At 32.5% G+C, this 26,299-nt stretch carries 15 protein-coding genes; 6 read left to right on the forward strand and 9 right to left on the reverse strand.

The window, feature by feature from the left end:
* Nucleotides 1–4: 4 nt before the first annotated feature.
* Nucleotides 5–556 carry a GNAT family N-acetyltransferase gene (locus OLM55_RS07340; RefSeq protein WP_264558266.1) on the reverse strand — a complete coding sequence of 184 codons (552 nt, stop codon included), beginning with the start codon at nucleotides 554–556 and terminating at the stop codon, nucleotides 5–7.
* Nucleotides 557–681: 125 nt separating this feature from the next.
* On the opposite strand from OLM55_RS07340, the gene OLM55_RS07345 reads away from it, so the two are divergent.
* Nucleotides 682–2,883: a M1 family metallopeptidase gene (locus OLM55_RS07345; protein WP_264558267.1), complete on the forward strand. Its 2,202-nt coding sequence runs from the start codon at nucleotides 682–684 to the stop codon at nucleotides 2,881–2,883.
* Between the two features lie 88 nt (nucleotides 2,884–2,971).
* Here the strand turns inward: OLM55_RS07345 and OLM55_RS07350 are convergent, their stop codons facing one another.
* The 4 genes from OLM55_RS07350 to clpB all read right to left on the reverse strand — a co-directional run bounded on the left by OLM55_RS07350 (nucleotide 2,972) and on the right by clpB (nucleotide 9,068).
* Nucleotides 2,972–4,330 (reverse strand): WG repeat-containing protein, encoded by a 1,359-nt coding sequence (locus tag OLM55_RS07350; protein WP_264558268.1) that lies wholly within the window; start codon nucleotides 4,328–4,330, stop codon nucleotides 2,972–2,974.
* A 128-nt stretch (nucleotides 4,331–4,458) separates the two neighbouring features.
* The gene (locus tag OLM55_RS07355; protein ID WP_264558269.1) at nucleotides 4,459–5,811 is read right to left on the reverse strand and encodes a hypothetical protein; all 1,353 of its coding nucleotides are present in this window, start codon (nucleotides 5,809–5,811) and stop codon (nucleotides 4,459–4,461) included.
* 11 nt (nucleotides 5,812–5,822) lie between these two features.
* Nucleotides 5,823–6,311 (reverse strand): T9SS type A sorting domain-containing protein, encoded by a 489-nt coding sequence (locus tag OLM55_RS07360; protein ID WP_264558270.1) that lies wholly within the window; start codon nucleotides 6,309–6,311, stop codon nucleotides 5,823–5,825.
* Nucleotides 6,312–6,479: 168 nt separating this feature from the next.
* The gene (clpB, locus tag OLM55_RS07365; RefSeq protein WP_264558271.1) at nucleotides 6,480–9,068 is read right to left on the reverse strand and encodes an ATP-dependent chaperone ClpB; all 2,589 of its coding nucleotides are present in this window, start codon (nucleotides 9,066–9,068) and stop codon (nucleotides 6,480–6,482) included.
* 162 nt (nucleotides 9,069–9,230) lie between these two features.
* Between clpB and ytxJ the strand changes: the two genes are divergently transcribed.
* Nucleotides 9,231–9,620: a bacillithiol system redox-active protein YtxJ gene (ytxJ, locus tag OLM55_RS07370; protein ID WP_264558272.1), complete on the forward strand. Its 390-nt coding sequence runs from the start codon at nucleotides 9,231–9,233 to the stop codon at nucleotides 9,618–9,620.
* 31 nt (nucleotides 9,621–9,651) lie between these two features.
* Here the strand turns inward: ytxJ and OLM55_RS07375 are convergent, their stop codons facing one another.
* On the reverse strand, nucleotides 9,652–10,833 hold the full coding sequence (locus OLM55_RS07375; protein WP_264558273.1) for a hypothetical protein: 1,182 nt from the start codon (nucleotides 10,831–10,833) through the stop codon (nucleotides 9,652–9,654).
* Between the two features lie 172 nt (nucleotides 10,834–11,005).
* A complete protein-coding gene (gene fahA / locus OLM55_RS07380) occupies nucleotides 11,006–12,292 on the reverse strand; it encodes a fumarylacetoacetase (RefSeq protein ID WP_264558274.1) in 1,287 nt (428 codons plus the stop codon).
* Between the two features lie 112 nt (nucleotides 12,293–12,404).
* Here fahA and glyA point away from each other — a divergent pair, with 112 nt between their 5' ends.
* Complete coding sequence (glyA, locus tag OLM55_RS07385; RefSeq protein ID WP_264558275.1) at nucleotides 12,405–13,679, forward strand: serine hydroxymethyltransferase; 1,275 nt, start codon at nucleotides 12,405–12,407, stop codon at nucleotides 13,677–13,679.
* A 72-nt stretch (nucleotides 13,680–13,751) separates the two neighbouring features.
* Here glyA and OLM55_RS07390 read toward each other — a convergent pair whose 3' ends face one another.
* Nucleotides 13,752–14,777: a M28 family metallopeptidase gene (locus OLM55_RS07390; protein WP_264558276.1), complete on the reverse strand. Its 1,026-nt coding sequence runs from the start codon at nucleotides 14,775–14,777 to the stop codon at nucleotides 13,752–13,754.
* Between the two features lie 193 nt (nucleotides 14,778–14,970).
* On the opposite strand from OLM55_RS07390, the gene OLM55_RS07395 reads away from it, so the two are divergent.
* The gene (locus tag OLM55_RS07395) at nucleotides 14,971–15,360 is read left to right on the forward strand and encodes a hypothetical protein (RefSeq protein ID WP_264558277.1); all 390 of its coding nucleotides are present in this window, start codon (nucleotides 14,971–14,973) and stop codon (nucleotides 15,358–15,360) included.
* A 6-nt stretch (nucleotides 15,361–15,366) separates the two neighbouring features.
* Nucleotides 15,367–23,553, forward strand: a complete 8,187-nt coding sequence (locus tag OLM55_RS07400; RefSeq protein WP_264558278.1) for a T9SS type B sorting domain-containing protein — start codon at nucleotides 15,367–15,369, stop codon at nucleotides 23,551–23,553.
* Between the two features lie 74 nt (nucleotides 23,554–23,627).
* Here the strand turns inward: OLM55_RS07400 and OLM55_RS07405 are convergent, their stop codons facing one another.
* On the reverse strand, nucleotides 23,628–24,821 hold the full coding sequence (locus OLM55_RS07405; RefSeq protein WP_264558279.1) for a pyridoxal phosphate-dependent aminotransferase: 1,194 nt from the start codon (nucleotides 24,819–24,821) through the stop codon (nucleotides 23,628–23,630).
* A gap of 121 nt (nucleotides 24,822–24,942) precedes the next feature.
* On the opposite strand from OLM55_RS07405, the gene OLM55_RS07410 reads away from it, so the two are divergent.
* Nucleotides 24,943–26,292: a retropepsin-like aspartic protease gene (locus tag OLM55_RS07410; RefSeq protein WP_264558280.1), complete on the forward strand. Its 1,350-nt coding sequence runs from the start codon at nucleotides 24,943–24,945 to the stop codon at nucleotides 26,290–26,292.
* Nucleotides 26,293–26,299 lie beyond the last annotated feature (7 nt).

A 26,299-nucleotide genomic window follows, 5' to 3' on the forward strand; every position in this document is an offset into this window, starting at 1 on the left:
TCTTTTATTTAATAAAATTTCGTTTAAGTAGGCTATAAATTACTGTATCTGTAAATTCATTATTATAGTAAAAATTTTCTTTAAAATGAGCTTCTTTAGAAAAGCCATTTTTAATTAAAACACGTTCAGAAGCTATATGTCTTGAATCTATTACTGCTTCAATAGAATGAAAATGTAACTGATTAAAAGCAAAATCTAGAATTGTATTCACACCTTCAGTAACATAACCTTTTCCGGAAAAGTCAGGAAGAATCATGTAACCTAATTCGGTTCTAAAATGTTCGGGTTGCGTTCTATGAAACCCCATTATTCCAATGCATTTGTCATTGTTTTTTTCGGTTACAGCCCAATTTATATCTTTATTTGCATCAATATTGTCATTAATTACCTTTATATGTGCTAAAGCACCATCTAAATCAATAAGTAATGGTCTTGGAATAAATTCCATTGTTTTTGGGTCGCTTCTTAATTTAAAAATTTCTGGAGCATCATCATCGGTTAGTTTTCTAAAACGTAAACGTTCTGATTCTAGTATAGGAAAAGGTGTAAAAAGCATTTTTAAGAAAATTTTAAGATGCGAAATTAAAGATGTCAATAATTATTGCTTCTTTTTTTGTTAATTTGTTAAATATAAAAATTATTAATTTTAAAATTAATAAGACAATCAAAAAATAATAAATTATGAAAAAATTTTTATTAAAAGCATCTGTTTTTACGTTACTTTTTTTAGGGTTTTCTAGTGTATTTGCACAAAATTCTAACTATAGTTATTACGATGCATTTGCTCCAAATTTCTACACAAAAAATGCTTCGGAAACGCGTTCCGCAAGTGGGAAACCAGGGGCTAAATATTGGCAAAATAAAGCCGATTATAAATTAACAGCTTCATTAAATGAAGCTACGAATGAAATAAAAGGTTCGGTTAATTTAACATATACAAATAATAGTCCAGATGAGTTAAGTTATATTTGGATGTATTTAGATCAAAACTTATTTGCAAAAGATTCTCGTGGAAATGCTGTTGTACCAGTATCTGGATCAAGAAATGGAGCAAAAGGAGAAGAATTTGATGGTGGACATAAAATTAGCATGTTAACAATTAATGGGAAAGCTTCTAAATATGAAATTGTAGATACACGCATGAAAGTGTATTTAGATAAACCTTTAAAAGCTAATGGTGGAAAATTAAAGATTGCAATTAATTTTTCTTTTATTTCTCCAGAATATGGTTCAGATAGAATGGGCTATTTGCCTACTAAAAACGGAACTATTTATACAATTGCTCAATGGTATCCAAAAATGGCAGTTTATGATGATGTAAGAGGTTGGAATACACAACCTTATTTAGGAGCAGGTGAGTTTTACTGTGAATATGGAGATTTTGAAATGGCATTAACTGTTCCTGCAAATCATTTTGTAGTTTGTTCTGGTGAAATTACAAATGCTTCAGAAGTAATGAGTAAAGAAGAACAAAACCGTTGGAATAAAGCGAAAGAAAGCGAAAGTACAGTGATGATTCGTTCTTTAGAAGATGTTAAAAGAGCAAGCAAAACTTCAGCAACTAAAACGTGGAAGTTTAAAATGACTAATTCAAGAGATGTTGCTTGGGCTTCTTCGGCTTCATTTATTATTGATGGAGCACGTATTAACTTACCTAGCGGAAAAAAATCAATGGCGCTTTCGGCTTATCCTGAAGAAAGTGAAGGTCAAAAAGCGTGGAGCCGTTCTACTGAATATACAAAAGGAAGTATTGAAGGTTACTCAAAAAGATGGCTTGAATATCCTTATCCAGCTGCAATAAATGTTGCAGGAAACGAGGGTGGAATGGAATATCCAGGAATTGTTTTTTGTAAATATTCTTCAAAAGGATCTTCTTTATGGGGAGTTACAGATCATGAATTTGGTCACGCATGGTTTCCTATGATAGTAGGTTCAAATGAAAGACAATTTGCTTGGATGGATGAAGGTTTTAATACTTTTATTAATGGTGTTAGTGCTGAAGATTTTAATGCTGGCGAATATCAAGATAAGAAGTTCAATATGCACCTAATGGCAGAAATGATGACTAAGCCAAGTTTAGAACCCGTTTATACCGCTCCAGACGGAATGAAAGAACGAAACTTAGGTTTATTAGCTTATATGAAACCAGGTACAGCATTAGCTATTTTACGTGAACATGTTTTAGGAATTGATCGTTTTGATGATGCTTTTAAAACATATATAAAAAATTGGGCGTTTAAACATCCAACTCCTGATGATTTCTTTAGAACTATGGAGAATGCTTCAGGTGAAGATTTAGGTTGGTTTTGGAGAGGTTGGATTTTAAACAACTGGAGACTTGATCAAGCGGTTACTGATGTTAAATATGTAAAAAATAATCCGGCAAATGGGGCTATTATTACAATTGATAACTTAGAAAAAATGGCAATGCCAGTTGTTTTAGAAGTAGAAACAGTTAGTGGAGTAAAAACACGTGTTAATTTACCTGTAGAAATTTGGCAAAGAAATACTTCTTGGTCATTTAGTTTTGATTCTACGGAAGAATTAAAAACAATTGTAGTGGATCCAGATAATGTTTTGCCAGATTTTAATGATGCAAATAATAAATGGAAAACGGAAGGATTTGTTCCGCCAGCACCTGGAAAACTAAGCGCTTATACAGGCTCATTTTCGAGTAAACAAATTCCTATTACTGTAGAGTTTGTTGAAGAAGATGATCAGTTAATTTTAAATGCTTCAGGTCAGCAACCGTTACCTTTAGAAGATATGGGTAATAATGTGTTTGGTTTTGAAGAGGCAGGTTTAGAAGTTAAATTCTCAGAAGATAAAAAAAGCTTTAACTTGAGTTTTAACGGTCAGAGTTTTGACTTCACAAGAAATTAAGTTTTAAAATAAAATTATTTATAAAAAAGAGCTTCAATTATGAAGCTCTTTTTTTATTCAGTTTTTAGATTAATTGATCTTAATTAGATTAATCTCTATAATAATTGATTCCATTGCTTCCAACAGGGCAAACTCTCCCATCTTTTTTAAAATAATATACTTTGAAAAATTTATAACTATCATCTAAAGAATTAATATATTCTATAGTTGATAATGAATCATAAACTGGATTAATGATAATAATATATGATTCTTCATGATTACTTTCGTTAAGTATACAAATTCCTATTTTTGAATTATTTTTTAAAACCAATGCATCTTTATAAGAGTTGTGAAACTCATCCGAATCAAACTCAATATTTGGAATGACTTCATTTTTTACTAAATCTAAAATTTGCCATTTCAATTTGTTTTTAACTAGAGCAAAGTTGCAATCATAAGTATTGTTGTAAGTCTTTTTAATAAGTTTAATTTCATCATATTGTTTTGTTTTTTTTGAATTGAAACCAATATTATTAGTGATTATACTGTATTTTTTTTTATTTTTTATAATTTCAATTTTTAAACGTGTTTTGTAATGATCTTTTGATAAGTAAGAATTGTTTTCTACAAAAGCTTCACCAGTAACTAATTTAGTTTCAAAATCACTAGAACTTACTGTTCCTTCTACAATATAATCGTAATTTTCTTCATTTAAAGGTTCAAAAAAATCTTCAAAGTTGTTGATTTTAGTATTTATCTGCTCAAAATCTCTTGTAAATAGATAATACACTTTATTTTTAATTCCATAGTATTTGATATTTTCATAAGCTTCTTTAGGCTCATGAAAGGCTTTATGACTAAAGTACTTTATACTATCAAAAGTATTTGCTATTTTCCATTCGTTTTTTACAGTATTATAAACTCCTACTTTATTTTCTTTTTGAATAATGTAAAGTCCATTATTTGTTTCTTTGAAGAACTGAATGTTAGTTAAAATTTCAGTAGTATTTGTATTGATTAACTTGTAGTTTATTTCTGTTTCATTTTGTACAAAAAACTTTAAAGGTAATCTGTTATAACTATCATTATCGGCTTTTTTGATAATTTTATATTGTATAGGGAGTATGAAGTTTCCATCTATATCAGCATATCCTACATGACTATCCTTATATACTATAAACTCGTTATAAGTGCTGTGAACTGGTTTTCTGAAAATAGAATCGTAAGTTGGTGTTAAAACTTCTTTGTTATCGTCATTAAGAATTCCTACTTTATTGTCTTTATAAATGAACCATCTAAAGTTAGACATATTTGGGTTAATAGAATCGTATTTTGGTTCTAGTAATAGAGTGCCATTTTTATCACTAATTCCCCAAAGATTTCCTTTTCTAAAGGGAATATTATATTTCTGACTTATTGCATTATAACTTATAAAAAGCAATAAAAAAAGTAAGGTTTTTTTCATATTTTTTTAAAAATTCAAATATAAGAAATTGATTTTCTTTTTTTAGATAACTTTTGTTAAAGGATTTAATTAAAAAAAATCCCCAAAAGATTTTATTCCTTTGGGGATTAATTACTATTCGGTTTTAATTATTGACCGTCTGCATTTTTTATAGTATTATCTTTAGCGATTGCCTCTTTAATTAATTGTTGGTTTCTAGCAAAAGTTTCTGATTGCTCATTACCTGCACCATATAATTCTGGGTGTAAATAAGTGCCTTTAAACTCTTTTTCTTTTTCAGGAACAATTCTATTTTCATTAGCAAATTTATCAGCTCTTACAGCTGTTACTTGCCAACTTACTTCAACATTAGGTGTACTTGTTTGAATTACAAATTTATTTCCAGAAACTTTCTCTTTAATAATTGCTTGAGCGAAAGTTCCAATAGTTGTTAATTGGTATCTAAAATCTTTATTAGCTGCTTCAAAATAACTTGGCATTATTACGGTAACATAACCATTTGCATCTGTCTTAGCATTTCCTGAATAGATGTTCATCATTTCTGGAGATTCAACAAAACTATGTACTAAGTATTTATTTTGAGGATCTAATGGATGATCAATTTTAAAAGTACCACCACCTTTAGCAATGTTTCCAGTTACATTTAAATCTCCTGTAATTGTAACATTTCCTGTAAAATCAGAATTTCCATCAACTGAAAGTTGAGTAGTTGGATTAGAGTTGTAGTTTAGTCCTAATCTAAGTTGTCTCATGTTTGAATATCCACTTCTATTAAATCTTGCAATAGTATCTGGTGCAGAACAACCACCAATTAAATACAAATTATTTAAACTTCCGTTATGTTGAAATTTTATTCCACATTCACCTGATGAGTAATTTGTGTCCTCAGCAAAATGTAATTCTCCAGAATTAACATTATTGAAACCTCCATTGTTTCCAATACCCATTTTAGGAGAGGCATTATTCGTTACGTAAAATTTTAAATTAGAATTAGATAACGTTGAACCAACAACAACACTTCCTGAATTAGTATTGTTAATGTTATTACCATTTGTTGTCCATTGTGCACCAACAACTCCAGCAGTACTTTTAGCATACATTGCATAAGGTACACTTAATAATTGGCTAGCCCCAGTAATAGTATAAGCTGTTCCTCCTGTTGGATCTACTTCTGTTTTAATATAATAATTTCCAGTAGACCAATCAATAGTGCTAAATGAACCAGATACTAAGGTTCCACTACCAATTTCAAGACTTGCTAATCCGTTTGCGTTTGTAGTTGGTGTTTGTGTTTCAACATAAACTGCTGTTCCCGTAGAAGAACCTTGAAGAATACTTATTTGCATTCCTACTACTGTTGATACCACTAAGTTATTACTACCGTCTCTTACAACAGCTTGGTAGCTCATTTTTTCTGGAGCTTGTGCAAAAACACTAATGGATAAAAGTACTGTAGCGACAATTGTGTATATTTTTTTCATAATCATTTGTTTTATTTTTTAATAATCTTATAAGTTTTAACTTCTTTATTTTTGTTTGTAATTTGCAAAAAATAAATTGCTGATGGCAGGTCAGAAACAATAATACTTGTTTGATTTTCAATGTTTTTTTTAGATTTTAAGACTTTACCTGTCATATCTATAATTGTGTAATCTAATTCCAATCCATTTGTATTTGACATATTGATTGTTAATACATCAGTAGAAGGATTTGGAAAAACAATTAAATCATTTACTAATTCTGAAAAATCTTCAGAAGCTAATACTACTGAAATTTCATAAGGTTGTTGAACACCTTGAGCAATAGAACCATTTGAACCTGTATTAGTTGTATAAACTATTTGTCCAACTGAGTAAGCAACTGAGCCGTTTGAACCCGTTAAATCTCCTCCTGATGAAGTAGGGGATTGTTGAGCATGACAATTGGAAATACCTAAGTAAAACACAATTGTTAAAAATGATAAGAGTTTTTTTGTTTTCATTGTAGTTAGTTTTTAATGAATTATTAGTTTATTGTCAAAAATAAAGGAATATTATTGTTGATTTATGCGTATAAATACCTGTTTTTCTTGTTTTTATTTAAAAAAAAAGCACTTAACATAATTTTAATCATGTTAAGTGCTTAAAAAAAGTATGTAATGAAAAATTAATTATTCATTTCTAAAAACCAATTGTCCTTCAAAACTATCTAAAAGAATTATGCTATCGGTTGTAATTTTTCCAGCTAGTATATCTTTTGATAATGCATTTAACACTTCTCGCTGTATAACACGTTTTACGGGTCTTGCTCCAAATTGTGGATCGAAACCTTTTAATGCCAAATAATCAATGGCTTCTTCTGTAGCGTCCATTGTAATTTGTTGTTGCGCAAGCATTTTAGTTACGTTTTTCAACTGAATAGAAACAATTTTTCTAATGTTTTCAGTAGTTAAAGGTGTAAATAATACGATTTCATCAATACGATTGATAAACTCTGGACGAACGGTTTGTTTTAATAAACCTAAAACCTCTTTTTTGGCAACTTCTGTAGCATCTTCAATGCTACCTTTTAAGTTTTCAAACTTTTCTTGAATAATATCACTTCCCATGTTAGAAGTCATAATGATAATTGTGTTTTTAAAATCGGCAACACGTCCTTTATTATCAGTTAATCTTCCTTCATCTAAAACTTGTAATAAGATATTAAAAGTATCTGGATGTGCTTTTTCAATTTCATCTAATAAAACAACCGAATATGGTTTTCTTCGAACAGCTTCTGTTAATTGACCACCTTCATCATAACCTACATATCCAGGAGGTGCGCCAACTAAACGACTTACACTATGACGTTCTTGGTATTCACTCATGTCTATACGAGTCATTGCGTTTTCATCGTCAAACAAATATTCGGCTAAAGCTTTTGCGAGTTCGGTTTTACCCACACCTGTTGTTCCAAGAAATAAAAATGAGCCAATAGGTTTTTTCATGTCTTGTAATCCTGCACGACTTCTTCGAACAGCATCACTAACTGCCTCAATAGCTTCTTCTTGTCCTACAACTCTTTGGTGAAGTTCGTCTTCCAATTTTAAAAGTTTTTCTCTTTCACCTTGAAGCATTTTCATTACAGGAACACCTGTCCATTTTGCAACAACTTCTGCAATATCTTCACGAGTTACTTCTTCTTTAATTAATGATGTGCCGTCTTGATTTTCAGCTAATTGTTTTTGTAAGGCGTCTAATCGTTCTTGCGCTTCTTTAGTTTTACCGTAACGAATCTCTGCTACTTTTCCATAATCGCCATCGCGTTCTGCACGTTCTGCTTCTAGTTTAAAATCTTCAAGTTCTTGTTTTACGTTTTGAACGGCATCAACAACATCTTTTTCAGATTTCCATTTGCTGAAAATTTCATTACGCTCTTCTTTTAAGTTGGCTAAATCTAAACCTAACGATTTTAATTTCGTTTCATCATTTTCGCGTTTTATGGCTTCAATTTCAATTTCTAATTGCATGATTCTTCTGTCTAAAACATCTAATTCTTCAGGTTTAGAATTGATTTCCATTCGTAATTTTGAAGCTGCTTCATCCATCAAATCAATTGCTTTATCCGGAAGAAAACGATTGGTAATATATCGTTGTGATAATTCCACTGCACCAATAATAGCATCATCTTGAATTCTAACCTTATGATGTGCTTCGTATTTTTCTTTAATTCCACGAAGAATTGAAATGGCACTTTCAGTATCTGGCTCGTCTACTATGATTTTTTGAAAACGTCTTTCTAGAGCTTTGTCTTTTTCAAAATATTTTTGATATTCATCTAAAGTTGTTGCTCCAATGGCACGAAGTTCGCCACGAGCTAAAGCTGGTTTTAGAATATTTGCAGCATCCATTGCGCCTTCACCACCACCTGCACCTACAAGTGTGTGAATTTCATCTATGAATAAAACAATATCACCTTCGGCAGAAGTAACTTCTTTTACAACTGCTTTCAATCGTTCTTCAAACTCTCCTTTATATTTTGCACCAGCAATTAATGCACCCATATCTAATGAATAGATAATTTTGTCTTTTAGGTTTTCAGGCACATCGCCATCTACAATTCTATGAGCTAATCCTTCTGCAATTGCAGTTTTACCAACACCTGGTTCTCCTACAAGCATTGGGTTATTTTTTGTTCTACGTGTTAAAATTTGTAAAACTCTACGAATTTCTTCATCACGACCAATTACAGGATCTAATTTTCCGTTACGGGCTAATTCGTTTAAATTTTTGGCGTATTTATTTAACGCATTATATGTTTCTTCAGCAGATGCAGAAGTAACATTTTCTCCTTTTCTTAATTCAGCAATGGCACTTTCTAATTCTTTTTCAGTTACTCCTTGATCTTTTAAAATTTGAGCTACTTTACTTTTTGACTTGAAAATAGCCAATACTAAATGCTCTATTGAAACATACTCATCTTTCATTTTTTGAGCAATAGCAATAGCTTCGTTTAACATACGAGATGCGTCACGAGATAATTGAATTTCTCCTCCAGTTACTTTTGGAAAACTTTGTAAAGTACTATCTAATACTTTTTTGAAAAGATCGATGTTTACATTTAGCTTTTTAAGTAGAAAAGGAGTTACATTTTCATCAACTTCTAATAAGCCTTTAAAAACGTGTTCATTTTCAATTTGTTGATGCCCTAAAGCCTGTGCAATTTGCTGTGCTTGTTGCAAAGCTTCTTGCGATTTAATGGTTAAATTATTTAAGTTCATTCGTTGTATGTGTTAGTTGTATTACTTTTTATTTGAAATATTTCATGTAAATTTGTAACGTAGAAATCAATAAGTGTACCTCTACAAATATAACGACAAAATGTCTTGTTTTATATGATATTTATCATAAAAAACAGTCAATATGTCATAAAATAAGACAAAATGAGCTTTTTTAATAACATATTTGGGTCAAATGAAGAAACAAATTCTTCATCAAAAATAAATTGGAATCAGTTAGATGATTTAAAAGTAATAGACGAAGCTATTGCTTTGTCATATGAAAAGCCAGTTATTTTGTTTAAGCACAGTACGCGTTGTAGTATAAGTAGATTTGCTTTAAAGCAGTTTGAAAATGAGTACAATTTTAGTAAAGAGCAAATGGAACCTTTTTTCTTAGATTTATTAAACCATAGAAACATTTCTAATGAAATTGCAGAACGTTTTCAGGTTGCGCATCAATCACCTCAGTTAATTGTGGTAAAAGATGGAGTAGCTATTTTTAGTTCAACTCATAGTGATATTGAAGCTGATGTTTTAAATAAATTTGTATAAAAAAAGTCCTGCAATTTGCAGGACTTTTTTGTTATCGTCTAAACTTATTATTGGTTATAATGCTCTTAAGTTTGGCTTTTAAATCTTCACCAGTATCGTAGACCATCTGTTCATTCGAAGGGAAAGGAACTGCTCTACGGTCAAAATATTGATAATAAGAATCCTCACAAGCACGCTTATCTCCATTATAATTTGCATAGATATAATCGAAAATAAATTCACTAGTTACAGGAAATGCATCTATTAATTGATTATTTCTAAAATCAATATAATCAACTTTTGCCGTTACTTGGCACGATTTAAACTGTGTAAATTCATAAATACTAATTGATATTGTTTTAAAATTATCAACTTTAATAGGGTTTCCTATACTGTCTTTTACTACATTTCCATTACTATCTAATAGTGTTTTAACACCGTCTTTAATCTGTTTTTCTTTGATAAATTGTTTCTCTTTAATTTGTTCTGGAGAAATATTAATTTGTCTAAAGTTAACAATCATCCCAAAATCATAATTAATGTTTTTTTGACGATTATTATGGTAAACCGTCCATTTATCGTTAATTCCATAGGTGCTAAAGTCAAGTAAATCGTCTTGTAAACGAGCTGGAATTACCATATTTGTTTCGTTTTTTGTATAAACATGAACAAAATCGGTTCCTTTTAATTGCGCTTGATCGGTTAAAGCTCTTACGTCTTTATAATTTGGACTCAACTTATCTAAATAATTCAAATCATCAAAAGCCTGTCTAAAATCCATTTTATTAGATGAATTCATTAGTTTTTTCGCATTGTTATATAAGTAATCAGATAAATTAGTTTTACTACTTACAATTTGATCTGAATAATCATCCATTGGAAAAATTGCATTTCTACCTTCTTTGTGAAGTGGTAAAGGCAAAAGAGGTTTTATTCTTTCTTGACGATTTCTAAGTTGTATATATAAGTTAAAAATGCGTTCGTAATTTGCAGGATTATTTTCCTTTTTTAAAAGATTTAAGCTGTTTATATCTCTATCTTTTGCTTTTGCAAAAGCTTCTTCTAATAAATAAACATAATCTTGTTTTCCTTTTGAAGTTTTGTTAGAACTTAAACTATTTATTGCATTGTCTATTGCGGCATCATAATTTCCGTTGCTTAAAAGTGTTTGTGTTTGTTTAACACCACATGCAATAAATAATGTTGCAATACATAAAAGAGTAATTTTTTTCATATGTAAATGTTTATTTTTCAAAGATAATTTTTTTGAAGCTATTTCCTGCTGTACGTTTTATCTTTTTGTTTTTTTTTGATAAAACAAAAAGGATGCCACTTCCATCAGGGCTAAAAAAAAGAAAACTCCGAAAGATAATTTTCGGAGTTTTAGTATTTTAATTAAAGAAGTTTTAGAATTTCAATTCAACAGCAGGTAATAGCTTACTTGAACATTCACCAAAGCCAATTCTAACTTCATTATTTTGACAATAACCTTTAATAATAACAGTGTCGTTATCGTTAATGAATTTTCTTTCTGTTCCATCTTTCATAGGAATTGTGTTTTTTCCGCCCCAAGATAATTCAAGCATTGAACCATAACTATCAGGAGTTGGTCCTGAGATTGTACCACTTCCCATCATATCTCCAGAATTAACTCTACATCCGTTAATTGTATGGTGAGCGAGTTGCTGAGCCATTGACCAGTACATATATTTAAAGTTAGATTTCGATACAATAGTTTCTTCTCCATTTTCTGGTTGAATACCTACTTGTAAATTAATGTCAAATGAATGATTTCCTTCTTGTTGTAAATAATGTAATGGAGTAGGAGATTGCTCTGGTCCTTTTACTCTAAATGGTTCTAATGCATCCATGGTAACAATCCATGGAGAGATTGAAGAAGCAAAGTTTTTTGCTAAAAACGGTCCTAGTGGAACATATTCCCATTTTTGAATGTCACGTGCACTCCAGTCATTGAATAATACCATTCCAAAAATATAATCTTCAGCTTCATTAACAGGAATAGGTTCTCCCATTACGTTAGCATCTGTAGTAATAAAAGCAGTTTCTAATTCAAAATCTACTAATTTTGACGGACCAAATACAGGAGTAGTTTCACCAGTTGGTAAAGTTTGTCCGTTTGGTCTTCTTACAGGAACACCACTTGGTACAATTGTAGAACTTCTACCATGATAACCTACAGGTATATGTAACCAATTTGGTAATAATGCATTTTCTGGGTCACGAAACATTTTACCAACGTTTGTAGCGTGTTCTTTGCTGCTGTAAAAATCGGTATAATCACCAATTTGTACAGGAAGTAACATTTCAATTTCGCTCATTTCAAAAAGAATAATTTCTCTTTCTTTTACATTATCACGAAGTAATGGGTTGTTTTGGTCAAATAATTCAGCCAATCTATTTCTTACTAAACGCCAAGTTTTTTTTCCATCAGAAATAAAGTCATTTAAAGTATCTTGCATGAACATGTCATCCGTTAATTCGATTCCTTTAAAATAACCTAATCTTTGTAGAGCTCCCATGTCAATTGCTGTATCTCCAATTCGGGTACCAATGGTAATATCGTCATTCTTTGTTATAAAAACACCAAAAGGAATATTTTGAATTGGAAAATCACTGTTCTGAGGAACATTTATCCATGATGTTCTTTTTGGATCGTTTGCTATGTTTGACATATTTTATATGTTAATTTGTTGTTGAAAAATTATAAACCAAATATAAAGTTTACTATCAATTTAACAAACCTTTTTCGTAATTTTGACCTAATTTTAACGAATATTTATACCAATGCAACGCGACGAACAAATTTTTGACCTTATTCTTGACGAACAAGACAGACAAATTCACGGATTAGAACTTATTGCTTCAGAAAACTTTGTAAGTGATGAAGTAATGGAAGCAGCAGGTTCTGTTTTAACTAATAAATACGCAGAAGGTTATCCTGGAAAGCGTTATTATGGTGGTTGTGAAGTTGTTGATATTGTAGAACAAATTGCAATTGATAGAGCAAAAGAGCTTTTTGGCGCAGCATATGTAAATGTTCAACCTCATTCAGGTTCTCAAGCAAATACTGCTGTTTTTGCAGCTTGTTTGCAGCCTGGCGATAAGATTTTAGGTTTTGATTTATCTCATGGAGGACATTTAACTCACGGTTCACCTGTTAATTTTTCAGGTAAATTATATACACCAAGTTTTTATGGTGTTGATAAAGAAACTGGAGTTTTAAATTACGATAAAATCCAAGAAATTGCTTTGGCTGAAAAACCAAAAATGATTATTGCTGGTGCTTCGGCTTATTCTAGAGATATGGATTTTGCTCGTTTTAGGGAAATTGCAGATAGTGTTGGTGCTTTATTATTAGCTGATATTTCTCATCCTGCAGGTATGATTGCTAAAGGATTATTATCAGATCCAATTCCGCATTGTCATATTGTTACAACTACTACTCATAAGACTTTAAGAGGTCCAAGAGGTGGAATGATTATGATGGGCAAAGATTTTGAAAATCCTTGGGGTTTAAAAACACCAAAAGGAGATATTAGAATGATGTCACACGTATTAGATATGTCGGTTTTTCCTGGAAATCAAGGTGGACCTTTAATGCATATTATAGCAGCTAAAGCGGTTGCATTTGGTGAGGCTTTAACAGATGAATTTTTCAGATATACTTTACAAACTCAAAAAAATGCAAAAGCTATGGCTGAAGCGTTTGTTAAGAGAGGGTACGACATCATTTCTGGAGGGACTGATAACCACATGATGTTGATTGATTTAAGAAATAAAAATATCACAGGTAAAGAAGCAGAAAACGCACTAGTAAAAGCTGAAATTACTGTAAATAAAAATATGGTTCCATTTGATGATAAATCACCATTTGTAACTTCAGGTATTAGAGTTGGAACTCCAGCTGTTACTACAAGAGGTTTAGTAGAAAGTGATATGGAAACTATTGTTGCTTTAATTGATAAAGTAATAATGAATCATACAGATGAAGATGTTATAGAGCAAGTTGCTGATGAGGTGAATGAATTAATGGGAGAAAGAGCAATGTTTGTTTTTTAGTTCCAAAAAATATTGAAAAAAAAACTCCTGAAATTTTCAGGAGTTTTTTTATAGTTTAAAATCGAGCTAGAATTATTTTCCGTCTCTATCAACTTTTATTTTTTCAGGTCTATTTGCAATTTCCCAAGCTAAAGTAAACGCTAGTTGCGCTCTTTTTGCTAATGCATCATATTCAATTTTATCAGGTGTGTCAGATGCTTTGTGGTAATCTTCATGAATTCCATTAAAGAAGAATATTGCTGGAACTCCTTTTTTAGCAAAATTATAATGATCTGAACGATAGTAAATACGTTCAGGGTCGTTTCTATCATTGTATTTATAATCTAATTCTAGATTTGTATATTTTGCATTCATTTCTTCATTAATAGTATGAAGTTCACTACTTAGTCTATCAGAACCAATAACATATATATAATTATTAGTATTTGGATGAAGTGTGTCGCGACGGCCAACCATGTCAATATTAATATCTACTACTGTGTTTTTTAAAGGAAAAAGCGGATTTTCTGAATAATATCTAGAACCATGTAGTCCATGTTCTTCTCCAGTTACATGTAAGAATAAAATGGATCTTTTTGGACCATGACCTTCTTTTTGAGCCATTTTAAAAGCTTGTGCAATTTCTAATAAAGCTACCGTCCCAGAGCCATCATCATCTGCACCATTATATACTTCACCATTTTTCATTCCTACATGGTCATAATGAGCAGAAATAACAACAATTTCTTCTGGTTTTTCAGATCCTTTTATAAAGGCCCAAATATTTTCTGAATCTGGTAATTTAGGAGCAAAACCTTTTGCCATAAATTCAGAAGGTACTTTTTGATACCAATTCTCAGCTTCAACAGGAAATGAAATGCCATTTTTAGTATATTGTTCAATTAAGTATTTTCCAGCCTCTTTTTGGCCTTTTGTTCCTGTGTCTCTACCTTCCATAGCATCGGAAGCTACTATGTATAAATGATCACTAAGTTCATTTGCTGTAATTGAGTTCATGTATTTTGAAACATCAGCAATATTGGTTTTAGAGTTTTTTGTTGAAGCACAACTAGAGGCCAAAAGCCATAAAACCGTAATAGGAATAAATATTTTTCTCATAATTCTTTTTGTTATACATATACTTATAACTATTAGTTATAAGTTTATCGTTTTTGTTACAATTTAAAAATATTAAATTTATTTCAATTACTTAACGTGTCTAAATTATGTTAAAAAAAACGTTAAAAAAATTTGTCAATTTGTTAAAATTGGTTTAAATTTCATCCGAAAATCTATAAAATATGTTAAATATATGAAAAAAACTAACCTACTATTGCTTATTGCACTACTGAGTTTTAACTTCATAATGGCTCAGGCTCCTTCAATTTCTGAATATAACCTTCCGCCAGGCTGTGTTTTAAAACAAAAAGTTAAAATTTTTGATTTATCCTACAAGTTAGAAAACAAACCATCTATTTATAGTTATTCTCAATCTGACTTAGCGGTCATAAAAGATATACCATCTAGTGAAATTGAAAATTATAAGAATATAGACCTTAACTATTATGACTATTATAAAGAAGGTCTATCTTTTTTTGATAGTTTATCTAGTAAAGTGAAAGATATATATACCATAACAGAATTATGGTATATATATGTTTTTGATCAAGATTTAAAAAACAAACTAATAACTATTAAATAATTTACTATGAAAAAAAAATACTTATTAGTTTTAGGGATTGTTTTGTTATTTGACTTTTCATTATATAGTCAAACTTATACAATGGCAAATGGTGCTAATGGAACAAAAACAACATGTTCGGGGACCTTTAGAGACGGTGGAGGAACGGGTAATTATGCTGCGTCTCAAAATAGTACAATTACTTTTTGTCCAACTACTCCAACAGATAAAATTAGGGTTTCTTTTACAGCTTTTGATACTGAATCTGGTTTTTCATCTTGTTATGACTATTTAGATTTATGGCACGCTAATGCAGTAGGGGCTGCAGGCACGCAAAGTGATAGGTTTTGTGGGACATTAGGCGCTTTTGTGGTTACATCTACTAGTCCTGATGGTTGTGTTTCATTTCGATTTATTTCAGATGGAAGTTTTCAATATGCAGGCTGGACAGCGACAATTTCATGTGTTACACCTTGTGTTCCACCTACTGCTGCTTTAGTAAATTCGTCAAATGTAAGTATTTGTTCATCAAATTCATTGAACCCAGGCTCGACAACTGTCGCTTTCGATGCATCAAATTCTACAACCCCAAGTGGCTCATTAGTTAGATATGAATGGGATTGGGGTGATGGTACAACAAACATTACAACAACACCAACAACAAACCATACTTTTCCAACCACTGGAGGTTTATACTTAGTTAGATTAAGAGTTAGGAATAATAATTTTGCCACCGATCCGCTCGGTTGTTTAAGTTCTAATTCTGTTACAAGAACGGTACGTGTGATGCCAACACCTCTTTTTACAGGAACATCTGGTACACCAGTTTCTGTGAATTGTGGTAGTTCAATTACCTTAGATGGTCAAGCATTATCGCAAACTATTGTTCAATCTACGCCTTCAGTAATTTCGGGGCCAATTAATCTGCCTGACGGATCTGGCTCAAGTTATAATTCTACATTAGATTTTTCAGGATTGTTTCCACCAGGTGCTACTATGACAGCTGGATGTTATCCAACAGTAACTTTTGATATGGAACATTCATATACAGGAGATTTAGATATTACATTAATTTCTCCAACGGGTGAATCTGTTTTACTTTTTGACCAGCATGCGCCGTCATTTCCAGGTCATTTTGGAGCTTGCTCAAATGGAGCTACTGATGGTGTTGCAGGTTGTCCTGCAACGTACTCTGTTGTGAATACAGGTGGTGCCTCTTGGACAGCTGTAGCTAGTACAACAGCTGCTCCTCCAACAGTAAACGGAACATGTGCTTATACAGGAGTATGTGAAACAGGAGGAGGTTATTATATACCACAAACCTACACATCAACAACCCCATTTACAGCTTTAAATGGAGCTGCTTTAAATGGAGTATGGACTTTAAGAGTAACTGATAATATTAGTTCTGATGATGGTGTGTTATCAAATTGGTCTTTAACTTTTCCATCATCTTGTTATGCAAATTTATTATCAGAAACACCTGATTTAGTTACCGCAACATGGAGCCATTCTGGCACAGGTCCTGCTGTACCAGCTCAAACAACAACTAATGTTGTGGTTAATAACCCTGGTCCATCATGTCCAGCACCGGGTCCGTGTGTAGGTAATGAATTGTCTAATGATATTAATTTAGGACCATTTACGACAGCGGGTGCTTTTACATATACTTTTACTGTTACTGATGAATATGGTTGTCAATATAATAGAAATGTTGTCGTAAATGTTACAGCTGTTTGTCCGACTGCTACAATTACTTATACAGGTGCTCCATTTTGCTCAAGTATTGCTACAGCACAATCAGTTACTTTATCTGGTACAGGTCCTTATACTGGCGGAACATTTAGTTCAACTGCTGGATTGAGTATTAATTCGTCAACAGGGGCTATCACTCCTAGTACAAGCATACCAGGAACATATACAGTAACTTATACTATTCCTAGTAGTTCTTGTTGTGCCTCTGTAGTAACTGCGACAACAAGTGTAACTATTGGAGCGGCACCAACAGCAACAATAAATTATTCAACCCCATTTTGTACTAGTTCTACTTCAGCACAAACAGTAACGTTGTCAGGAACTGGTTCTTACACAGGCGGAACATTTAGTTCGACAGCTGGATTAAGTATTAATTCATCTACAGGAGCTATTACGCCTAGTACAAGTACAGCGGGAACATATACAGTAACTTATACAATTCCAGCTTCAGCTGGATGTACAGCTGTTATTGTTACAACAAGCATAACAATTAATCCACAACCTAATGCAGGAACAAGTGGTTCAACAACGATTTGTGATAGTAGTGTAGCATCAATTGATTTATTCAGTTTAATAACAGGTGAACAAACAGGAGGAGTTTGGACTAGAACAACAGGTACAGGCGGAACGTTTAATGCAGGAGCAGGAACATATACACCTGCATCAGGCGCTACAACGAGTACGTTTACTTATACTTTAACAGGAACGGCACCATGTGTCAATTCAACAAGTGTTGCTACAGTAAATATAAATCCACAGCCTAATGCAGGAACAAGTGGTTCAACAACGATTTGTGATAGTAGTGTAGCATCAATTGATTTATTCAGTTTAATAACAGGTGAACAAACAGGAGGAGTGTGGACTAGAACAACAGGAACAGGCGGAACGTTTAATGCAGGAGCAGGAACATATACACCTGCATCAGGCGCTACAACTAGTACGTTTACTTATACTTTAATAGGAACGGCACCATGTGTCAATTCAACAAGTGTTGCTACAGTAAATATAAATCCACAGCCTAATGCAGGAACAAGTGGTTCAACAACGATTTGTGATAGTAGTGTAGCATCAATTGATTTATTCAGTTTAATAACAGGTGAACAAACAGGAGGAGTGTGGACTAGAACAACAGGTATAGGCGGAACGTTTAATGCAGGAGCAGGAACATATACACCTGCATCAGGCGCTACAACTAGTACGTTTACTTATACTTTAACAGGAACAGCACCATGTGTTAATTCAACAAGTGTTGCTACAGTAAATATAAATCCACAGCCTAATGCAGGAACAAGTGGTTCAACAACGATTTGTGATAGTAGTGTAGCATCAATTGATTTATTCAGTTTAATAACAGGTGAACAAACAGGAGGAGTGTGGACTAGAACAACAGGTACAGGCGGAACGTTTAACGCAGGCGCAGGAACATTTACACCTGCATCAGGCGCTACAACTAGTACATTTACTTATACTTTAACAGGAACAGCACCATGTGTTAATTCAACAAGTGTTGCTACAGTAAACATTAATGCAGAATTAGCTCCAGTAATTACTTGTGGTTCTGCTACTACAAGTGCTGTTGAGTTTAATTGGACAGCTGTTACTGGAGCTACAGGATATAATATTAGTTATCAAATAAATTCTGGGACAATAGTAAATGCAGGTGCTATTGGAAATGTATTAACTTATACAGTTTCTGGTTTGGTTCCGGGGGATAATGTTACACTTACACTTACTCCAACTGGAGGTACGGGAACGTGTTTTACATTTAGTACTCTAATATGTACATCAAATAATTGTACTCCACCAACAGCAATAATAAATTATTCAACCCCATTTTGTACTAGTACTACTTCAGCACAAACAGTAACGTTGTCAGGAACTGGTTCTTACACAGGTGGAACATATAGTTCGACAGCTGGATTAAGTATTAATTCATCTACAGGAGCTATTACGCCTAGTACAAGTACAGCGGGAACATATACAGTAACTTATACAATTCCAGCTTCAGCTGGATGTTCAGCTGTTATTGTTACAACAAGCATAACAATCAATGCACAACCTAATGCAGGAACAAGTGGTTCAACAACGATTTGTGATAGTAGTGTAGCATCAATTGATTTATTCAGTTTAATAACAGGTGAACAAACAGGAGGAGTTTGGACTAGAACAACAGGTACAGGCGGAACGTTTAACGCAGGCGCAGGAACATTTACACCTGCATCAGGCGCTACAACTAGTACATTTACTTATACTTTAACAGGAACAGCACCATGTGTTAATTCAACAAGTGTTGCTACAGTAAATATAAATCCACAGCCTAATGCAGGAACAAGTGGTTCAACAACGATTTGTGATAGTAGTGTAGGATCAATTGATTTATTCAGTTTAATAACAGGTGAACAAACAGGAGGAGTTTGGACTAGAACAACAGGTACTGGCGGAACGTTTAATGCAGGAGCAGGAACATATACACCTGCATCAGGCGCTACAACTAGTACGTTTACTTATACTTTAACAGGAACGGCACCATGTGTCAATTCAACAAGTGTTGCTACAGTAAATATAAATCCACAGCCTAATGCAGGAACAAGTGGTTCAACAACGATTTGTGATAGTAGTGTAGCATCAATTGATTTATTCAGTTTAATAACAGGTGAACAAACAGGAGGAGTTTGGACTAGAACAACAGGTACAGGTGGAACGTTTAATGCAGGAGCAGGAACATATACACCTGCATCAGGCGCTACAACTAGTACGTTTACTTATACTTTAACAGGAACAGCACCATGTGTTAATTCAACAAGTGTTGCTACAGTAAATATAAATCCACAGCCTAATGCAGGAACAAGTGGTTCAACAACGATTTGTGATAGTAGTGTAGGATCAATTGATTTATTCAGTTTAATAACAGGCGAACAAACAGGCGGAACATGGACTCAAAGTTCAGGTACAGGCGGAACGTTTAATGCAGGAACAGGGACATATACACCTGCATCAGGCGCTACAACTAGTACGTTTACTTATACTTTAACAGGAACAGCACCATGTGTCAATTCAACAAGTGTTGCTACAGTAAATATAAATCCACAGCCTAATGCAGGAACAAGTGGTTCAACAACGATTTGTGATAGCAGTGTAGCATCAATTGATTTATTCAGTTTAATAACAGGTGAACAAACAGGAGGAGTGTGGACTAGAACAACAGGTACAGGCGGAACGTTTAATGCAGGAACAGGGACATATACACCTGCATCAGGCGCTACAACTAGTACGTTTACTTATACTTTAACAGGAACGGCACCATGTGTAAATTCAACAAGTGTTGCTACAGTAAATATAAATCCACAACCTAATGCAGGAACAAGTGGTTCAACAACGATTTGTGATAGCAGTGTAGCATCAATTGATTTATTCAGTTTAATAACAGGCGAACAAACAGGCGGAACATGGACTCAAAGTTCAGGTACAGGCGGAATGTTTAATGCAGGCGCAGGAACATTTACACCTGCATCAGGCGCTACAACTAGTACATTTACTTATACTTTAACAGGAACAGCACCATGTGTTAATTCAACAAGTGTTGCTACAGTAAATATTAATCCACAGCCTAATGCAGGAACAAGTGGTTCAACAACGATTTGTGATAGTAGTGTAGGATCAATTGATTTATTCAGTTTAATAACAGGTGAACAAACAGGAGGAGTTTGGACTAGAACAACAGGTACAGGTGGAACGTTTAATGCAGGAGCAGGAACATATACACCTGCATCAGGCGCTACAACGAGTACGTTTACTTATACTTTAACAGGAACAGCACCATGTGTTAATTCAACAAGTGTTGCTACAGTAAATATAAATCCACAGCCTAATGCAGGAACAAGTGGTTCAACAACGATTTGTGATAGTAGTGTAGCATCAATTGATTTATTCAGTTTAATAACAGGTGAACAAACAGGAGGAGTGTGGACTAGAACAACAGGTACAGGCGGAACGTTTAATGCAGGCGCAGGAACATTTACACCTGCATCAGGCGCTACAACTAGTACATTTACTTATACTTTAACAGGAACAGCACCATGTGTTAATTCAACAAGTGTTGCTACAGTAAATATTAATCCACAGCCTAATGCAGGAACAAGTGGTTCAACAACGATTTGTGATAGTAGTGTAGGATCAATTGATTTATTCAGTTTAATAACAGGTGAACAAACAGGAGGAGTTTGGACTAGAACAACAGGTACAGGTGGAACGTTTAATGCAGGAGCAGGAACATATACACCTGCATCAGGCGCTACAACTAGTACGTTTACTTATGCTTTAACAGGAACAGCACCATGTGTCAATTCAACAAGTGTTGCTACAGTAAATATAAATCCACAGCCTAATACAGGAACAAGTGGTTCAACAACGATTTGTGATAGTAGTGTAGCATCAATTGATTTATTCAGTTTAATAACAGGTGAACAAACAGGAGGAGTGTGGACTAGAACAACAGGAACAGGTGGAACGTTTAATGCAGGAGCAGGAACATATACACCTGCATCAGGCGCTACAACTAGTACGTTTACTTATACTTTAACAGGAACAGCACCATGTGTTAATTCAACAAGTGTTGCTACAGTTAATATTTCACAATTGCCGACAGCTTCTATAAGTTACGCTCAACCTCAGTACTGTGTTTCAAACACATCTGAGTTAGTTATCATTAGTGGTACTGGAAATTATACCGGAGGGATATATTCGTCAACTACAGGATTGTCAATAAACATAAATACTGGGGAGATAAATCCAAGTTTAAGTACACCTGGAAATTATGTAGTTACTTATTCAATTCCTTCTAATGGAGCGTGTTCTTCTAATTCTGTTACAACAAGTGTTATTATATCTCCACGTCCAACAGTAACTTTTGTCAATAATACACCAAGTATTTGTTCAGGTTCTACAACGGATATTATTTTAACGAGTAATGTTGTAGGTGCTACATTTGCATGGAATGCAGTTGGAGCTCAGGTTAGTGGTTCATCAAGTGGAACAGGAAATACAATTAATCAATTATTAACAACTACATCTAACTCAGTTGGAGAAGTAGTTTATACCGTAATTGCTACAGCAAATGGATGTTCAGGAACACCAGTAGAGGTTAGGGTTCTTGTAAATCCTATTCCTGATGTTGTTGCTTCACCAACTTCAGATGTTATTTGTTCAGGAACACTAACTAATATTTCGTTTAGTGGTTCAATAGCAGGTACAGTATTTAATTGGACAGTAAGTCAGTCAGGCGTTATAGGAGCTACTTCAGGAAGTGGAACAAGTATTCAACAAGTATTGTCTACTACAAGTTTAACCACTTCAGGAACTGCCGTTTACACAGTTACACCAGTTTTAAATGGATGTCCAGGTACTTCAGTTACAGTGACTATAACCGTAAATCCAACACCAGAGATATTAGGAAATCCAACACATGCTCCAATTTGTAGTGGAGGATCAACAAATATTCCAGTATCAGCAATGGATCCAGCAACTGTTTTTAATTATACAGTTAATGCTGTAGGAGTAACAGGAGCATCAGATGGAACAATTGCATTTGGAGTTCCAATTGTACAACAATTGACTACAATTACAAATGTTGCGGGATATGTTGATTATACAATTATTCCAACATTAAATGATTGTTCAGGAACACCAATTGTTGTTCGAGTACGAGTTAATCCATTGCCAATACCAGTATTAGAAGATGGTGCTATTTGTGTTGATTCATCAGGAAATACATTCCAAACATATTATTTCCATACAGGTTTAAGTAATGCTACACATACCTTTGTTTGGTATTATGAAGGCGGTATTATCTCAGGAGCTACATCAACAAGTTATGAAGTAGATGATACATATGGAGCAGGGAGTTATTCTGTAATTGCAACAAATACTTTGACAGGATGTGTATCAGAGCGAGTATTCGGAACAGTAATAGAGACGAATCCGGCAACATCATTTACTACAACAGTAACCAATGCATTTACAGATAATGCTACAATTGTTGTAAGTGTTCCAGACGGAAATGGTACAATTATGTATCAGATAGATGATGAGGAATTACAATCGTCAAATATTTTCACTGGAGTAAGTGCAGGAGTTCATACTATTACAGTTGTAGATACTCAAGGATGTACTTATATGACCCAAACGGTTACAGTAATAGATTACCCAAAATATTTTACACCGAATGGAGATGGAATTAATGATAATTGGAATGTAATAGGCTTGAAGAATCAACCAGGAGCGAAGTTATACATCTTCGATAGATATGGTAAATTAATCAAGCAGATAAGTACTACTGGAGATGGATGGGACGGTACGTTTAACAATAAACAATTACCATCTACAGATTACTGGTTTACAATAGAATTTGATGAGAATGGACAACAGAGAGAATTTAAAGCTCACTTCTCATTGATTAGATAAAACAAGAAATTAAATAAAATAAAAAAGCAGTACCATTTGGTACTGCTTTTTTATATTTAGAATTAATTTTTATTTTAAAGTGTATTATACACTTTTAATGCTTCTTTTAAAATTTCAACAGAACGAACTAAATCCTCTTTCTTTAAAACATAGGCAATACGAACTTCGTCTAAACCAACGTTTGGAGAAGAGTAAAAACCAGCAGCAGGAGCAACCATAACCGTTTCTCCATTTAAATCATATGATTCAAGCAGCCATTGAGCAAAATCATTAGCGTTTTTGATAGGAAGTTTAGCAATACAATAAAATGCTCCTTTTGGTGTAGCGACCTGAACTCCTTCTATTTTTTTTAATTCAGAGATTAAGATATCTCTTCTTTCTTTATATTCTGAAATAACTTCATCAAAATAACTTTGAGGAGTATCTAAAGCAGCTTCACTTGCAATTTGAGCGTATGTAGGCGGACTTAATCTAGCTTGTGCAAACTTCATTGCGGCTGCCATTAAGTCTTTATTTTTAGAAACAATACAACCAATTCTTGCTCCACACATGCTGAATCTTTTTGATACAGAATCAATCATAATAGCATGATTTTCTAATCCAGCAACATTCATAACTGAAAAATGCTTGTAACCATCATAGGTAAATTCTCTATAAACTTCATCAGCAATTAAAAATAAATCATGTTTTTTTACAATTTCAGCTAATTGAGCAATTTCAGCTTCCGAATATAAATAACCAGTTGGATTACCAGGATTACAAATTAAAATTGCTTTCGTTTTGGAAGTAATTAATTTTTCAAAATCTTCAATTGGTGGTAATGCAAAACCAGTTTCAATTGTTGATATTACAGGAACTACATTAACACCAGATGCAACAGAAAAACCATTGTAGTTTGCGTAAAATGGTTCTGGAATAATAATTTCATCTCCAGCATCCATAGTACTTCCTAGAGCAAATAATAAAGCTTCAGAACCACCAGTTGTAATAATAATATTTTCAGTTTCTATTGGTAAATTTTGGTTTTTATAATATTGAGAAAGTTTTTCCCTATAACTTTCAAAACCTGCAGAATGAGAATATTCTAAAACTTCTAAATTTGCATTTTTAACAGCGTCTAATGCTACTTTGGGAGTTTTAATATCTGGCTGACCAATGTTTAAATGATATACTTTATTTCCTTTTTTCTTAGCAATTTCAGCATAAGGAACCAATTTCCTAATTGGCGATTCTGGCATTTGCACACCTTTTTGAGATATTTTTGGCATTTTGTTTGTTTTGATTAGCAAAATTGCAATTAATTTTAGAATTCTAAAAGCTAAATCATAATATTTCACACTTCATTTCATTTCGATTAATTATTTTCTTACATTTATATAAAGAGTAATAATGAAATTTCAAATTATAAAACTTATTTTGTTAACACTTTTTTCATTTCATTCAATGTCTTCTCAAATTGAATGGAATTCGAAAAAGGATAAAATTATTATTCCTTTTGAATTATCAAATAATTTAATAATTATTGATGTTTTAGTTAACAATGTAACTCTGAGTATGCTTTTAGATACGGGCTCAGATTTAAATGTACTGTTTAGTTATCCGGAAAATGATTCTATTGAGTTTTTTGAGACTCGAAAAATAAAATTAAAAGGTCTTGGTATTGGTCAAACTATTGATGCATATGTCTCAAATAAAAATAAACTCCAAATAAATGAGTTTACAAATAATGATTTTGAAGTATTATTAGTTACTGATAGTGATATTCATATTGTTAATAAGCTTGGATTGCCTATTAATGGGATAATTGGATATAGTTTTTTTAAAGATTATTTAGTTGAAGTTAATTATCAAAAACAAAAAATAATACTTCATAAGAACGAAAATATTTTAAATAAAAGAAAAATAAAAAAATACTCTAAAATTAAATTTGACCTTATAAATGATAAACCTTATGTAAGTTTAAATTCTAAATTAGATGAAAATTCATTTAAGCTTAAATTATTATTTGACACAGGTTTAGGAGATGGTTTATGGTTATTTGAGAACGATTCTATTAATTGTTCAAGAAAATATTTTTTAGATTTTCTTGGAAGAGGACTAGGCGGAGACATAAAAGGAAAACGTTCTAGAATTAATAAATTAAGTTTTTCTAATTATAACTTTAGTCAAGCATTAGTTTCTTTTCCTGATAGTTTATCCTTAAGTCAGTTAGATTTTGTTAAAAAAAGAAACGGATCATTAGGAGGTGAATTAATAAAGCGTTTCAACTGGTTTATTAATTATCAAACTCAAGAATTGTTCTTTAAGAAAAATAGTTATTATAACGATTCTTTTAATTACAATATGTCTGGGATAGAACTACATCATAATGGCATACAATGGATAAAAACCACACAGAGAAATTACAAGTTAAAAAACGCTAATAGTGGAAAAACTCATTTAAATCAATTATCTTCTAGTGATTTTATAAAATCTGAAGAAGCAATATATTTTGATGTAAAATATGAATTAAAACCAGTTTTTGAAATTTATGGAATTAGAGAAAATTCACCTGCGTATAAAGTTGGTTTAAAAGTTGGGGATATAATATTGAGTATAAATAATAAAAAAGCTTATCAGTATTCTATTCAAAAAATAACTAATTTATTTCAATCTGAAGAAGGAAAAGAAATAACAATAGAAGTTCAAAGAGAAGGACAAGTTTTAAAATTTAAATTCCAACTGGAGAAATTATTATAAAATAAAA

Source organism: Flavobacterium sp. N2270, assembly GCF_025947225.1.
GTDB lineage: Bacteria > Bacteroidota > Bacteroidia > Flavobacteriales > Flavobacteriaceae > Flavobacterium.